General features: G+C 71.4%; 14 protein-coding genes. 6 read left to right on the forward strand and 8 right to left on the reverse strand.

The window, feature by feature from the left end; all coding sequences use genetic code 11:
• Positions 1–50: 50 nt before the first annotated feature.
• The 3 genes from ACFWYM_RS35600 to ACFWYM_RS35610 are packed head-to-tail and all read right to left on the reverse strand — an operon-like array spanning position 51 to position 3,062.
• Positions 51–1,184 (reverse strand): Mrp/NBP35 family ATP-binding protein, encoded by a 1,134-nt coding sequence (locus tag ACFWYM_RS35600; RefSeq protein WP_384846721.1) that lies wholly within the window; start codon positions 1,182–1,184, stop codon positions 51–53.
• 44 nt (positions 1,185–1,228) lie between these two features.
• Positions 1,229–1,795, reverse strand: a complete 567-nt coding sequence (locus ACFWYM_RS35605; RefSeq protein WP_384846723.1) for a DUF1003 domain-containing protein — start codon at positions 1,793–1,795, stop codon at positions 1,229–1,231.
• On the reverse strand, positions 1,782–3,062 hold the full coding sequence (locus tag ACFWYM_RS35610) for a magnesium transporter MgtE N-terminal domain-containing protein (RefSeq protein ID WP_384846725.1): 1,281 nt from the start codon (positions 3,060–3,062) through the stop codon (positions 1,782–1,784). The genes ACFWYM_RS35605 and ACFWYM_RS35610 overlap by 14 nt, the downstream gene beginning before the upstream one ends.
• 205 nt (positions 3,063–3,267) lie before the next feature.
• On the opposite strand from ACFWYM_RS35610, the gene ACFWYM_RS35615 reads away from it, so the two are divergent.
• Positions 3,268–4,062, forward strand: coding sequence for a hypothetical protein (locus ACFWYM_RS35615; RefSeq protein WP_384846727.1), 795 nt, complete (start codon positions 3,268–3,270; stop codon positions 4,060–4,062).
• Positions 4,063–4,168: 106 nt separating this feature from the next.
• Here ACFWYM_RS35615 and ACFWYM_RS35620 read toward each other — a convergent pair whose 3' ends face one another.
• Both ACFWYM_RS35620 and ACFWYM_RS35625 read right to left on the reverse strand, forming a co-directional pair.
• Positions 4,169–4,693: a hypothetical protein gene (locus ACFWYM_RS35620; RefSeq protein WP_384846729.1), complete on the reverse strand. Its 525-nt coding sequence runs from the start codon at positions 4,691–4,693 to the stop codon at positions 4,169–4,171.
• A 34-nt stretch (positions 4,694–4,727) separates the two neighbouring features.
• Positions 4,728–5,852, reverse strand: coding sequence for a magnesium and cobalt transport protein CorA (locus tag ACFWYM_RS35625; protein ID WP_384846731.1), 1,125 nt, complete (start codon positions 5,850–5,852; stop codon positions 4,728–4,730).
• A gap of 443 nt (positions 5,853–6,295) precedes the next feature.
• On the opposite strand from ACFWYM_RS35625, the gene ACFWYM_RS35630 reads away from it, so the two are divergent.
• Positions 6,296–6,901 carry a suppressor of fused domain protein gene (locus tag ACFWYM_RS35630; protein WP_384846733.1) on the forward strand — a complete coding sequence of 202 codons (606 nt, stop codon included), beginning with the start codon at positions 6,296–6,298 and terminating at the stop codon, positions 6,899–6,901.
• Between the two features lie 157 nt (positions 6,902–7,058).
• Here the strand turns inward: ACFWYM_RS35630 and ACFWYM_RS35635 are convergent, their stop codons facing one another.
• A complete protein-coding gene (locus ACFWYM_RS35635; RefSeq protein ID WP_384846735.1) occupies positions 7,059–8,369 on the reverse strand; it encodes an MFS transporter in 1,311 nt (436 codons plus the stop codon).
• 197 nt (positions 8,370–8,566) lie between these two features.
• Here ACFWYM_RS35635 and ACFWYM_RS35640 point away from each other — a divergent pair, with 197 nt between their 5' ends.
• The 3 genes from ACFWYM_RS35640 to ACFWYM_RS35650 all read left to right on the forward strand — a co-directional run bounded on the left by ACFWYM_RS35640 (position 8,567) and on the right by ACFWYM_RS35650 (position 11,114).
• The gene (locus tag ACFWYM_RS35640; RefSeq protein ID WP_384846737.1) at positions 8,567–9,208 is read left to right on the forward strand and encodes a DUF6758 family protein; all 642 of its coding nucleotides are present in this window, start codon (positions 8,567–8,569) and stop codon (positions 9,206–9,208) included.
• Positions 9,209–9,530: 322 nt separating this feature from the next.
• The gene (locus tag ACFWYM_RS35645; protein WP_384846739.1) at positions 9,531–10,397 is read left to right on the forward strand and encodes a PHP domain-containing protein; all 867 of its coding nucleotides are present in this window, start codon (positions 9,531–9,533) and stop codon (positions 10,395–10,397) included.
• 111 nt (positions 10,398–10,508) lie between these two features.
• Positions 10,509–11,114, forward strand: coding sequence for a MarC family protein (locus ACFWYM_RS35650; protein ID WP_384846741.1), 606 nt, complete (start codon positions 10,509–10,511; stop codon positions 11,112–11,114).
• A gap of 116 nt (positions 11,115–11,230) precedes the next feature.
• On the opposite strand, the gene ACFWYM_RS35655 is transcribed toward ACFWYM_RS35650, so the two are convergent.
• The gene (locus ACFWYM_RS35655; protein ID WP_167357870.1) at positions 11,231–11,383 is read right to left on the reverse strand and encodes a hypothetical protein; all 153 of its coding nucleotides are present in this window, start codon (positions 11,381–11,383) and stop codon (positions 11,231–11,233) included.
• A gap of 237 nt (positions 11,384–11,620) precedes the next feature.
• On the opposite strand from ACFWYM_RS35655, the gene ACFWYM_RS35660 reads away from it, so the two are divergent.
• Positions 11,621–12,520, forward strand: a complete 900-nt coding sequence (locus ACFWYM_RS35660; RefSeq protein WP_384846744.1) for an NYN domain-containing protein — start codon at positions 11,621–11,623, stop codon at positions 12,518–12,520.
• A 19-nt stretch (positions 12,521–12,539) separates the two neighbouring features.
• On the opposite strand, the gene ACFWYM_RS35665 is transcribed toward ACFWYM_RS35660, so the two are convergent.
• Positions 12,540–13,457, reverse strand: coding sequence for an alpha/beta fold hydrolase (locus ACFWYM_RS35665; protein ID WP_384846746.1), 918 nt, complete (start codon positions 13,455–13,457; stop codon positions 12,540–12,542).
• Positions 13,458–13,536: the final 79 nt, after the last annotated feature.

The following is a 13,536-nucleotide window of genomic DNA, read 5'->3' on the forward strand; positions in this document are numbered from 1 at the left end:
ACGGCGCCCCCTTCTCGTATGCCGGAGGACCCGAAAGACCCCGGAACCGCTCAGAACTTGTTGCGCGGCGTGATCCCCAGGGACATCCCCGAGAGCCCGCGCTGGCGCCCGCCCAGCTTGCCCGCGATCGTGCGCAGCGCCGAGCCCGCGGGGGAGTCCGGGTCGGACAGGACGACCGGCTTGCCCTCGTCGCCGCCCTCGCGCAGACGGACGTCGATCGGGATGGAGCCGAGGACGGGGACGTTGGCGCCCGTCGTCTTGGTGAGGCCCTCGGCGACCTTCTGGCCGCCGCCGGTGCCGAACACGTCGACCATCTCGCCGCAGTGCGGGCAGGGCAGCCCGGACATGTTCTCGACGACGCCCACGATCTTCTGGTGGGTCTGCACGGCGATGGAGCCCGCGCGCTCGGCGACCTCGGCGGCGGCCTGCTGCGGGGTCGTCACGACGAGGATCTCGGCGTTCGGCACGAGCTGTGCGACCGAGATGGCGATGTCGCCGGTCCCCGGCGGCAGGTCGAGCAGGAGCACGTCCAGGTCGCCCCAGAAGACGTCCGCGAGGAACTGCTGGAGGGCGCGGTGGAGCATCGGGCCGCGCCAGACCACCGGGGCGTTGCCGGGCGTGAACATGCCGATCGAGATGACCTTCACGCCGTTCGCCGACGGGGGCATGATCATGTTCTCGACCTGGGTGGGCCGGCCCTCGGCGCCGAGCATGCGGGGCACACTGTGGCCGTAGATGTCCGCGTCCACGACGCCGACCTTGAGGCCGTCCGCCGCGAGAGCGGCCGCGAGGTTCACCGTCACCGAGGACTTGCCGACGCCGCCCTTACCGGACGCGACCGCGTAGACCCGGGTCAGCGAGCCCGGCTTGGCGAAGGGGACCTCGCGCTCGGCGGTGCCGCCGCGGAGCGCGGCGGCGAGCTCCTTGCGCTGCTCGTCACTCATCACGTCGAGGGTGACGTCGACGCGGGTGACGCCCTCGACGCGGCCGACCGCCTCCTGGACGTTCGTGGTGATGGTGTCGCGCATCGGGCAGCCGGAGACCGTCAGGTACACGGTGACCGCGACGGTCCCGTCCGCGCCGATGTCGACCGATTTGACCATCCCCAACTCGGTGATGGGTCGCTGGATCTCGGGGTCGTTCACCGTCGCCAGTGCTTCGCGCACCGCGTCTTCCGTAGCCATAGGGTCGATAGTACGGCGCGGTAACCCGGGCCCGGAAAGGGCCGTCAGCGGTCGCCTACGTCACGTCCGCCGCCCGCCTCCGGCGGGAATAGTGCGCGCTGCTCCTCCAGCTCCTTGACCAGGTCCTGGAGTTCGGAGCGGATCCAGTCGCGGGTCGCCACCTCGCCGAGGCCCATGCGGAGCGAGGCGATCTCGCGGGTCAGGTACTCGGTGTCCGCGATGGACCGCTCGTTCTGCCGCCGGTCCTGTTCGAGGTTGACGCGGTCGCGGTCGTCCTGGCGGTTCTGCGCGAGCAGGATCAGCGGGGCCGCGTACGACGCCTGCAGGGACAGCATCAGCGTGAGGAAGATGAACGGGTACTGGTCGAAGCGGAGGGCGTCCGGCGCCGCGATGTTCCACACCACCCACAGGATGATGATGACCGTCATCCAGACGATGAAGCGCCCCGTGCCGAGGAACCGCGCGATCCGCTCCGAGAGCCGGCCGAACGCCTCCGGGTCGTAGTCCGGCAGCAGCTTGCGCCGGGGCGCCCGGGGCTGGTCGAGGCGGAGCCGGGGCGGCCGGGCCGCCTCCGGCCTGGCGCCGTCCCGCTCGCGGTCAGCCGCCGCCATGGTGGTCGCCCCCTTCCTCCTGGTGGAACTCGGTCTCGCGCCAGTCGTCCGGCAGCATGTGGTCGAGCACGTCGTCGACGGTGACCGCGCCGAGCAGCGAGCCGCTGTCGTCGACGACGGGCGCCGCCACCATGTCGTACGTGGCGAAGAACCCGGCCACGGCGGGCAGCGGCGCCTGCGGGCTCAGCGGCCGCAGGTCGTCGTCGAGGATCGAGCTGACCAGGGTGTACGGGGGATCGCGCAGCAGCCGCTGGAAGTGCACGGTGCCGAGGTACTTGCCGGTCGGCGTCTCGTCCGGCGGGCGGCACACATAGACCTGGGCGGCGAGCGCGGGGGAGAGGTCCTCCATGCGGACGCGGGCGAGGGCGTCGGCGACGGTGGAGTCGGGGCGAAGGACGATCGGCTCGGTGGTCATGAGACCGCCCGCGGTGCGCTCCTCGTAGGCCATCAGGCGCCGCACGTCGGCCGCGTCGTCCGGCTGCATGAGCGTGAGCAGCCGCTCCTTGTCGTCCTCGGGGAGCTCGGCGAGGAGGTCGGCGGCGTCGTCCGGGTCCATGGCCTCCAGGACGTCGGCGGCGCGCTCCTCCTTCAGCTTGCCGAGGATCTCGATCTGGTCGTCCTCGGGGAGCTCTTCGAGGACGTCGGCGAGCCGGTCGTCGTCGAGGGCCGCGGCCACCTCCGCGCGCCGCTTCGCGGACAGGTGGTGCAGGACGTTGGCGAGGTCGGCGGGGCGCAGCTGCTCGAAGGTGGCGAGGAGGTTCTCGGCGCCCTGCCCGTGTTCTTCGAGCGAGAACCCGGTGACGGCGGACCACTCCACGGTCAGCGTCTCGCCCTTCCGCCGCAGCGCCCCCGCCTTCCCCTTCCGTACGAAGACCCGGTCGATCTCCCAGTCCCGGCGGGCCGGGAGCTGCTGCACGGAGACGTCGAGGACGGCCACCTCCTCGCCGGTCTCGACGAGCCGGACCCGGCGGTCCAGCATCTCGCCGAGGACGAGCCGCTCGGTGGGCCGCTGCTCGAACCGGCGGACATTGACCACGCCGGTGGTGATGACCTGGCCCGACTCGATGCCGGTGACCCGGGTCATGGGCAGGAAGATGCGGCGCCGCGTGGAGAGTTCGACGACGAGTCCGAGCAGTCGCGGCGGCTTCTTGCCGACCCGCAGCATGGCCACCAGGTCGCGCACGCGGCCCACCTGGTCGCCGTTGGGGTCGAAGACGGCGGTGCCGGACAGATGGGAGACGAAGATCCGGGGGGCGCCTGCCGCCATGCCACGCGCCTCCCTTTCATACGGATCTGTCTACTCATCCAGGCATATATGCGCTGATACGGGCTTCAGGCTAGCCCGTCCCGGTCCTTCGCGCTCCGGCACCGGGTCCGGACGGACTGACGCCGATCTGCGTAGGCGGCACGGGTACGCTGCCGTACTGCTGGATCCGCCGGACTCCGCATCCCGTACGAGAGGCAGCCCACCAGTGACCGTCATTCCGCAGGGTCGCCACGGCCGCAGGGCGGCCCTCCTCGGCGCGGCGTGCGCGGGCCTCGTCGTCGCCGGCGCCGGGCTCACGGGGTGTGGCAGCGGCGACGACGAGGACGCGGGCACGAACGGCGTGGGCAAGCTCTCCGCCCAGCAGATCCAGAGCAAGTCCCGGGCCGCCGCGCAGGCCGCGTCCTCGGTGCGGCTCTCCGGGTCGCTGGTCAGCAAGGGGCACACGTACAAGCTCGACATGCGCCTGAAGGACGACGGCGGCACCGGCTCCGTCACCTCCAAGGGGCAGACCTTCCGGCTGCTGCGGGTCGGCGAGGAGCTCTATCTGAAGGCCGACTCGGAGTTCTGGAGCCACCAGGACGGCCAGGGCGGCCAGGGCGGCGGCAAGGGCGAGTCCGCCGGTTCGCCGTCGGACAGCACGGCGGCGGCCAAGCTCGACGGCAAGTACGTCAAGGTGCCCAAGGGCGATCCCTCGTACGAGCAGCTGAGCGGCTTCACCGACAAGGACGTGCTGCTCGCGGGGATGCTCACGCTCCACGGCGAGCTGGCCACGGGCGACCGGGGCGAGACCGCCGGGACCCCCACCATCAAGATCACCGGCGACGACGGCTCCGGCGGCACCCTGAACGTCTCCCTGAACGGCAAGCCCTACCCCCTGCTCCTGGAGCGGGCGGGCGGCGCGGGCACGCTCCAACTCGCCGACTGGAACAAGGACTTCGCGCTCAAGGAGCCGGACAAGAGCGAGATGGTGGACTACGGGAAGCAGCTTCCTACGTCGTAGCAGGGGCGCCCCGTAAGGGGCGCGGGGCTGTGTCGATTTGCGGCTCCGCCGCGTGGGCGCGACAAGCCCCCACCGGCGCGCAGCCGGAGAACCTCCAGCAGAACCCCTACCGCTTCTTCCGCTTCAGCAGCAGCCGGGGCAGCGCCTCCGGCGCGGCATGCCGCGTCGTGGCGGACGTCGGCAGCGGAGGCGCCGCCAGCGAGGCGTCCGGCAGGTCGGTGCGGGCGTCCCGCGGCGTCAGCCGGAGCACCCGGCACTCGGCGGCCCACCGCCCCGTCATCCGCTCGCCGTCGGGGGCGTTGAGCCGCTTCCCCTTGAGCTCGGCGACCGCCGCCTCCCACGCCTCGCTGTGCGGGGCGAGTTCGGTGACCGTGGCGGTCCAGGCGACCAGGCGGCCGCCCTTGTCCTTGCTGCGGACGGTCACTTCGGCGCTGCCGCCGTCGGTGAGCCCGGCCAGCGGCTGCTCGCCGGGGCCGTCGCCGACGAGGTGGGCCGCGCCGTCGTGCCATGCGTGCCACAGGGCGCGGGCGGGCCCCTCGCCCTGGACCCAGATGAGGCCGGACTTCTTGGTGGCCTCCTCGACGAGGGCCTGCCCCAGCAGCGCGTCGGCGGACGTCTCAGCAGCAGTCATGGGCGCAGCCTACCGAGCGGGTGAAAGGGGCGGTCTACAGCCAGCCGTTCCGCTTCAGGGTGCGGTGGATGGTGTAGCACGCGGTGCCGATGAGGCCGAGCACCAGCGGGTAGCCGAAGCGCCAGTGCAGCTCCGGCATGTGGTCGAAGTTCATGCCGTAGACCCCGCACACCGCCGTGGGCACGGCGATGATGGCCGCCCAGGAGGTGATCTTGCGCATGTCCTCGTTCTGGGCGACCGCGGCCTGGGCGAGGTTGGCCTGGAGGATCGAGTTGAGGAGTTCGTCGAAGCCGACGACCTGCTCCTGGACGCGTGCGAGGTGGTCGGCGACGTCGCGGAAGTACTTCTGGATGTCGGGGTCGACGAGCCGCATGGGCCGCTCGCTGAGCAGCTGCATGGGGCGGAGGAGCGGCGACACGGCCCGCTTGAACTCCAGGACCTCGCGCTTGAGCTGGTAGATCCGCCCGGCGTCGACACCGCGCGAGACGCCCTTGCCGGGGGCCGCGAACACCTCGTTCTCGACGTCGTCGATGTCGACCTGCATGGCGTCGGCCACCGCGAGGTAGCCGTCGACGACGTGGTCGGCGATGGTGTGCAGGACGGACGAGGGGCCCTTGGCGAGCAGCTCGGGGTCCTCCTGGAGGCGGCGGCGCAGGGAGCGCAGCGAGCCGTGGCCGCCGTGCCGCACGGTGATGAAGAAGTCCCGCCCGGTGAAGCACATCACCTCGCCGGTCTCCACCACCTCGCTGGTGGCGGTGAGTTCGGCGTGCTCCACGTAGTGGATGGTCTTGAAGACGGTGAAGAGCGTGTCGTCGTAGCGCTCCAGCTTGGGGCGCTGGTGGGCGTGGACGGCGTCCTCGACGGCGAGCGGGTGCAGCCCGAACTCGGCGGCGATGCCCGAGAATTCGGCCTCCGTCGGCTCGTGCAGGCCGATCCAGGCGAAGCCCCCGTCGCGCCGCACCTGCAGCATCGCCTCGTGCGGGGTGAGGCAGTGGTCGCTCTCGACGCGGCGGCCCTCGCGGTACACGGCGCAGTCCACGACGGCGCTGGCGGCTTCCCGGGTGGCGTCGTACGTGTCGTACGAGGTGCCGTAGCCGGTGCCGGGCTCCTTGCGGAGGGAGGGGCGGACGGCGGCGCGCAGGTCACGGATCATCGACATGGGCAGGCTCCTTCGCGGGCATGAGCCGCCGCCCCTCAAAGAGGTTCGGAACTACCCGGAATGAGGACGTCTGCGACTGCGGGACTGTGCACGTCCACAAAGCGGGGAGCACCGCGCCATCGCGGTGGCGGCTTCGCTGCTGAAACGGATCAGACGAAAACGACGTGCTCTTCCGTCGTACGCGGGGATGCGTGCGCGAGGCGGCAGCTGCTGTGCGGAGCTACGTGACTCAGTGACCGGAAGAGCGGGTGGTACTGCACGGTCGACTTCGATCCATTGACAGCCCCACCTCCTCCGGCCGGTCCCCCGTAGGGGAGTCTCATGGTGCGGGGCTTGAAAACGACGCTTCTGCGTGTCGCCCTGAACCAGCGGCCAACACTATCAGCCGACCGGAGAGCGAAGGCCCTTCTTTACCCGCCACGTACGAGTTCTATGCTCGCCGCATGGAAGATGTTCTTGCTCTGGTCGAGGCCCGGCTGCGCACCGCCCTGGGGGAACCGGACGCGCGCGCCGCGGTGACCTTCCTCGGCACGGACCGCATTGAGGTGCTCCGCTTCACCGGTACGGAAGGCGGGAACGACGGCGGGGACATCGTCCGTTACGCCACGCTCGGCATGTCCGCCGCCCCGATGGCCGACCCCACCGCCACCCTCGCCGACCCCGTCAAGGGCCCGCGCGCGGAGCTGGTCCTGTCGGTGCGCGGGGGCCTCGCGGAGACCGACAAGGTGCTCCGCCCGCTCGCCGTGCTCGCCGCTTCGCCGCAGGTGGAGGGCGTGATCGTGGCGCCGGGTGCCTCCCTCGACGTGGGTGAACCGCTGTGGCCCGGCGCCCCGTTCACCTCGGTCCTGGTCGCCGAGCCGGGCGGCCTCGTGGCGGACCTGGAGCTCGACGAGCCGAAGGAACCCGTACGGTTTCTGCCCCTGCTCCCGATGACGCAGAACGAGGCGGCGTGGAAGCGGGTGCACGGCGCGCAGGCGCTCCAGGAGCGGTGGCTGAACAGTGGGACGGACCTGCGCGATCCGCTGCGCAGGTCCGTGGCGCTCGACTGAGTCCCGGCTGAGTCCGTCCGGGGAGTGTGACGGATTCAACTCCGTTGGGGCGGTGGCCGGTTGAAGGCGGCGGCCGCCAGTTGAACGACGGGGGAGGCCGGGTGGCCGATTTGCTTCGGCCACCCGGCCCCGCCCCGTCCGGGCTCCGGTGTCGGCTCTAGTTGGCGAAGACCGTGACCCCGTCCTCCGTCGCGTGCCGCGGCTCCAGTTCCTCGGCCTCGTGCGCGAGCGCGCTCCCGCGGACCCAGACCACTCCGGCGCCGAGCACCGCGGTCACGGCCGCGACCACGAACGGGATGTGGATGTTGCTCCACTCCTCGATCTTCGGCGCGAAGAACGGGGCGGCGGCCGCGGCGAACCAGCGCACGAAGTTGTATCCGGCGCTGGCCACGGGGCGCGGCGCGTCCGAGACGCCGAGCGCGAGCTCCGTGTAGACGGTGTTGTTCACGCCGATGAAGGCGCCGGACAGGACCGTGCAGACGACGGCCGCGGTGTGGTTGCCGTAGCCGAGCACCAGGACGTCCGCGGCGAGCAGCAGCAGCGAGCCGCCGAGCACCTTCAGTGAACCGAACCGCTCCTGCAGACGCGGCGCGACGATCACCGAGAAGACGGCGAGCAGCACGCCCCAGGCGAAGAAGACCGCACCCGACTTGTACGGGGTCATGTTGAGCACGAACGGCGTGAAGGCCAGCACCGTGAAGAACGTGTAGTTGTAGAAGAACGCCGAGGCGGCGGCGGAGGCGAGCCCGCCGTGGCCGAGCGCCTTGATCGGATCGAGCAGCGAGGTCTTCTGCGCGGGCCTCGGCTGCTCCTTCAGGAACGCCGAGATGCACAGGAAGCCGATGGCCATCAGAGCCGCGGTGCCGAAGAACGGGTAGCGCCAGCTGGCGTCCCCGAGCAGGGCGCCGAGCAGCGGCCCGCACGCCATGCCGAGGCCGAGTGCCGACTCGTACAGGAGGATCGCGGCGGCGCTGCCCCCGGCGGCCGCGCCCACGATGACGGCGAGCGCGGTGGAGACGAAGAGCGCGTTGCCGAGGCCCCAGCCCGCGCGGAACCCGACGAGCTCACCGACCGAGCCCGAGGTGCCGGAGAGCCCGGCGAAGACGACCACGAGCGCGAGGCCGAGCAGCAGGGTCTTCTTGCCGCCGATGCGGCTGGAGACGAAGCCGGTCACCAGCATCGCGACGGCGGTGATCAGGAAGTACGAGGTGAAGAGCAGCGAGACCTGACTGGCGCTCGCGTCCAGGCCCTTGGCGATGGAGGGCAGGATCGGGTCGACGAGCCCGATGCCCATGAAGGCGACGACGGAGGCGCCGGCCGTCGCCCATACGGCCTTCGGCTGCCGCAGGAGGCCGCCCGCCCCGGCGTGGAATTCAGCGGGTGCCGCGCGCAGCGCGTCCGGCAAGGGCGGTGGTGGGAGACGGGTGGGCGGGTCCCCTTCGGCGGGGCCTCCTGTGCTGCTGTTCATACAGCCGCTCCTTCACTGCTCACGGAGAGATCGTTGACGTATGCACATATTAAGTTAGGGAGACTAAAGGGTGCAAGTTACATCTAGTTTTGCCTGGTGAGGGGCACGGGAAAGCGGTGTGGAAGTGCGGTGCCGACGGACTCCGGACGGGTGATCGTCCTTGACGCGGCGACGACCGGGGAGGACCCTCGGTCGCTATGAGGGGCGAACCCAGTTGCCCGAAGTGTGGTGGCCGGGTCAGGGCTCCCGGTCTCTTTGCCGACTCCTGGCAGTGCGATGTGCACGGCACCGTGCACCCGCTGCAGCCCGTGATCCCGCCCAGCGTCGAGGCCCTCAGTGTCGTGGTGCACCGTGCGCACGTGCCGGTGTGGATGCCGTGGCCGCTTCCCGTCGGCTGGCTCTTCACCGGGGTGGCGTGCGCGGGCGACGACCGCAGCGGCGGCCGGGCGACCGCCGTGGCCTGCTCGGGGCCCGCGCCGCTCGGCGGGGTCGGCGAGCTGGTCCTGGTCGCGGAGGAGCTCGGCGTCGGCCTCGGTGCGCGCTACGCGGGCATCGACGGACCCGACCCGGGACCGTCGCTGAGCGTCGAGAAGCCACCCCAGGCGAAGGTCCTCGCCGCCGGGCGGCCGACCCCGCTGTGGCATGTGTCGGGCACCCCGGACGACCGCGCGGTCTTCGCGGGCGAGGCGCGTGGCCTGTGGCTGTGGGCGATCGCGTGGCCGGAGCAGTCGGGGCTCTTGATGTACGACGAGCTGGTGCTCACGGACTTGCGGGACGCGGGGGCGGAGGTCGAGCTGCTGCCGTGCGGGGCGTTGTCGCCACGGCTGTTGATGCCTTGAGGGTGGGGTGCCCTCTCGTCTTTTGGTCCCCTGCGGGTGGGGCGCCCGTGGGGCTTGCGGCTTCGTCGTCGCCGCTCTGCCCGTCGTCGCTCATGGGGCTGCGCCCCTTGCCCCCCATCGGCCTGGACGGCCTCGTCCTCAAACGCCGGACGGGCTGATGGGTGCCCGACGGGCTGATGGGTGCCCGGCGGGCTGGACGGTGGTGGCTCTTGTCACGGACTGAAGCCGAGTGGCCTGCCGTTATCCTTAACTGTCCCCTTACGGTCCCACGCTGCCCTTTCGCGTGCCCGTGTCCGTCCCCGCAGTGGTTGGAGTGCTCCTCGTGCGCATCGATCTGCACACCCACTCCACCGCCTCCGACGGCACGGACAGCCCGGCCGAGCTCGTTCGGAACGCTCGCGCCGCCGGGCTCGACGTCGTCGCGCTGACCGACCACGACACCACCCGCGGGTACGCCGAGGCGATCGGGGCGCTGCCCGAGGGGCTGACCCTCGTCACCGGGGCCGAGCTGTCGTGCCGGCTCGACGGGGTGGGCCTGCACATGCTGGCGTATCTCTTCGACCCGCAGGAGCCGGAGCTCGCGCGGGAGCGGGAGCTGGTCCGGGACGACCGGGTGCCGCGGGCGCAGACCATGGTGCGCAAGCTCCAGGAGCTCGGCGTGGGGGTGACCTGGGAGCAGGTCGCGCGGATCGCGGGCGACGGGTCCGTCGGGCGGCCGCACGTCGCGGAGGCCCTCGTCGAACTGGGCGTCGTGGACAGCGTCTCGGACGCCTTCACGCCCGAGTGGCTCGCCGACGGCGGGCGCGCCTACGCCGAGAAGCACGAGCTCGACCCCTTCGAGGCGATCCGCCTGGTCAAGGCCGCGGGCGGGGTCACCGTCTTCGCGCATCCCGCCGCCGCCAAGCGCGGCCAGGTCGTGCCCGAGGCCGCGATAGCCGAACTCGCCGCCGCCGGACTCGACGGCATCGAGGCGGACCACATGGACCACTCGGCCGAGACCCGCGCCCGGCTGAAGGGCCTCGCGGGCGACCTGGGGCTGCTGGCCACCGGGTCCAGCGACTACCACGGCAGCCGCAAGACGTGCGTGCTCGGGGAGTTCACCACCGACCCCGAGATCTACGGCGAGATCACGCGCCGGGCGACCGGGGCGTTCCCGGTGCCGGGCGCGGGCGGACGGCCCACCGTCTGACCGAGCCATCGGCCATCGGCCACCGGCTGTTCCTTCGCGCGCCGCGCCCCGCGGCGCCCGCTCACCGCGCCCGTGCGCGGCTCCTCGTACGACTCTCTGCAAGGCCACACTGTGTTCGACTTCGCTGTCTTCGGATCCCTCTTTCTCACGCTTTTCGTGATCATGGACCCCCCGGGGATCACCCCGATCTTCCTCGGCCTGACCGCCGGCCGCCCCGCCAAGGTGCAGCAGCGGATGGCCTTCCAGGCCGTCTGCGTCGCCTTCGGCGTGATCACGGTCTTCGGCCTCGTCGGCCACCAGATCCTCAACTATCTGCACGTCTCCGTGCCCGCGCTGATGATCGCGGGCGGACTGCTGCTGCTCCTCATCGCGCTCGACCTGCTCACCGGCAAGACGGACGAGCCGAAGCAGACCAAGGACGTCAACGTCGCGCTCGTGCCGCTCGGCATGCCGCTGCTCGCCGGACCCGGCGCGATCGTCTCGGTGATCCTCGCCGTGCAGAACGCGCACGGCGTCGGCACCCAGATCTCCGTCTGGGCCGCGATCGTCGCGATGCACGTCGTGCTCTGGCTGGTGATGCGCTACTCGCTGCTGATCATCCGCGTGATCAAGGACGGCGGCGTGGTCCTGGTGACCCGGCTCGCGGGCATGATGCTCTCCGCGATCGCCGTGCAGCAGATCATCAACGGCGTCACGCAGGTGATCAAGGGCGCCTGACGCAGTCAGCCCGGGAACGCGCGAAGGGCCCCTCGTACGCGAGTGCGTACCGGGGCCCTTCGGGCGTCTCGGCGGCCTGCCGTCGTGCGGCGTGCGGCGAAGATCAGGTGTGCGCGTTACGAGGCCGTGGCCTCGGCCGGGCGGATGTAGATGCGCTGGCCGATCGCTGCGGCCTGCTGCACGATCCGGTTGACGGAGGCGGCGTCCACGACGGTGCTGTCCACGGCGGTGCCATCGACGTCGTCGAGTCGCATGATTTCGAAGCGCATAAGGCTTCTCCCTTCGTCTGGTCATCCTCCTGAAGGAGAACTGCTGGTGTGGGCGGTGCCTCGACCGCCCGCTACGGGTGGATTGCGTGGCTGCAGTGCCCCGCGTTCCATATGGGTACAACGGGTTGCCCCCTGCAAACATTCCCTACGCTAAAGAAATTTTTCGAGCGCCTAATTACTCACGAGTAGCGGCACTGGTTGTGTTCGCAGCGTGACCGGCGGGACAATGGGTTCCGTATGAACGACGAGATGAGCGCCCAGCTGGAACAGCTGGAGCGCGCCAACGGACTCCTTGAGCGCATGCTCGCCGAGGTGGCGAAGGCCCCCTCGACCCACGCGATCTTCGTCGACGCCGGATACCTGTACGCGGCCGCGGGCCGCCTCGCCGCGGGCACCGAGGACCGGAGGTCCTTCGACCTGGACGCGGAAGGTCTCATCGAGGCGCTCATCGACAAGGCGCGCACGATCTTCGCGGACAGCAGGCTGCTCCGCCTGTACTGGTACGACGGCGCGCGCCGCCGCATCCACACCACCGAGCAGCAGTCGATCGCCGAGCTCCCGGACGTGAAGGTGCGGCTCGGCAATCTGAACGCCAACAACCAGCAGAAGGGTGTCGACTCACTCATCAGGTCGGACCTGGAGTCCCTCGCCCGGCACCGCGCGATCAGCGACGCGGCGCTCATCGGCGGCGACGAGGACCTGGTCTCCGCCGTCGAGGCCGCGCAGGGGTACGGCGCGCGCGTCCACCTCTGGGGCATCGAGGCGCCCGACGGCCGCAATCAGGCGGAGCCGCTGCTCTGGGAGGTCGACAGCCAGCGGACCTTCGACCTCGCCTTCTTCAAGCCGTACGTGACGCGGCGGGCCACCGCGGCGTACGAGCCGTCGGCCGCGGTGCCCCGGCCCTCGCGCGACGACGTCCGCTTCGTCGGCGCGCAGATCGCCGCGAAGTGGCTCTCGGCGCGCGGGCGTGAGGCGCTGATGGGGCTCATGCCGGGGCACCCGTACCTGCCCGGCTCCGTCGACCAGGAGCTGCTCGTCGACGCGGAGCAGGTGCTTCAGTACTCGCTGCGCGGACAGGCGGATCTGCGGCGGGCGCTGCGGGACGGGTTCTGGGACCACTTGCAGACGCAGTACTGAGCGCGGCTGCGGTACTGACTCACTTCTGGGGGGCGTGCCGGTCCCAGAAGGCGAGCAGGGCCGCGGCGGTCTCCGCGGGGCGGTCGGTGTTGGGGGAGTGGTCCGCGTCCGCGATCACGGAGCGGTGCGCGCCGAGCCGGGCGGCCATGTCGTCGAGCCACGGCACCGGCCAGGCGTCGTCGTGCGCGCCGGAGATCACGTGCTTGGGCAGGGCGGTGGCGGCGAGCTCCGCGACCCGGTCCGGTTCGGTGCACAACTGTCGTGCGGTGGCGGCGAGTTGGGCGGGGTGGTGGCGCAGCCAGCGGGCGCGGAGCGCGGGCTCGTCGCTGTCGGCGTCGGCGTCTGCGTCGGCCGTGGACCCGGTGGCTTCGGCTGCTTCAGCGGCGTCCGCGGGGGGATCCATGGCGCGCATCGCGTCCCAGATCTCCGCCATCGACAGCACGCCCAGGGCGTCGGCCAGCATCTTCGCGCGGGCCTGCTGGCCGGGGGAGACCGCGGCGGGGCCCGAGGACATCACGGTCAGCGAGGCGAAGGCGGCGGGGTCCAGAAGGGCGGCGGCGCGGGCCACCAGGCCGCCGAGCGAGTGCCCGAGCAGATGGGGGACCCGGCCGTCCTCGGCGGTGAGGGCGGCGGCCTGCGCGAGCACGTCGCGCGCCAACTCACCCTGGGCGTACGCCGATTCGTCGTCGGGTCCCGGAGTCTCGTACTGCCCGCGGCCGTCCACGGTGACGGCGCGGTAGCCGGCGGCGGCGAAGGGTTCGAGGAGGGCGATGAAGTCCTCCTTGCTGCCGGTGAACCCGGGCAGCAGCAGCACGGTCCCCTTGGTGCTCCGCCCGCCCACGGGCCGCGCGTCCAGCACGGCGAACCCGCCTCGCGCGGTGGCCAGCCTGCGGGCACGGGCGCAGGGGGGCGGGACGAAGGTGGGGGGCCTGCTCATGGGGTGAGCGTAATCGAGGCGGGGTGGCGGGCCGGCGTGCTGGTCACTCGTAGGTGCCCCGGTACGAGCGAGGGCCCGC

The sequence above is a fragment of the Streptomyces sp. NPDC059009 genome (assembly GCF_042740175.1).
GTDB lineage: Bacteria > Actinomycetota > Actinomycetes > Streptomycetales > Streptomycetaceae > Streptomyces.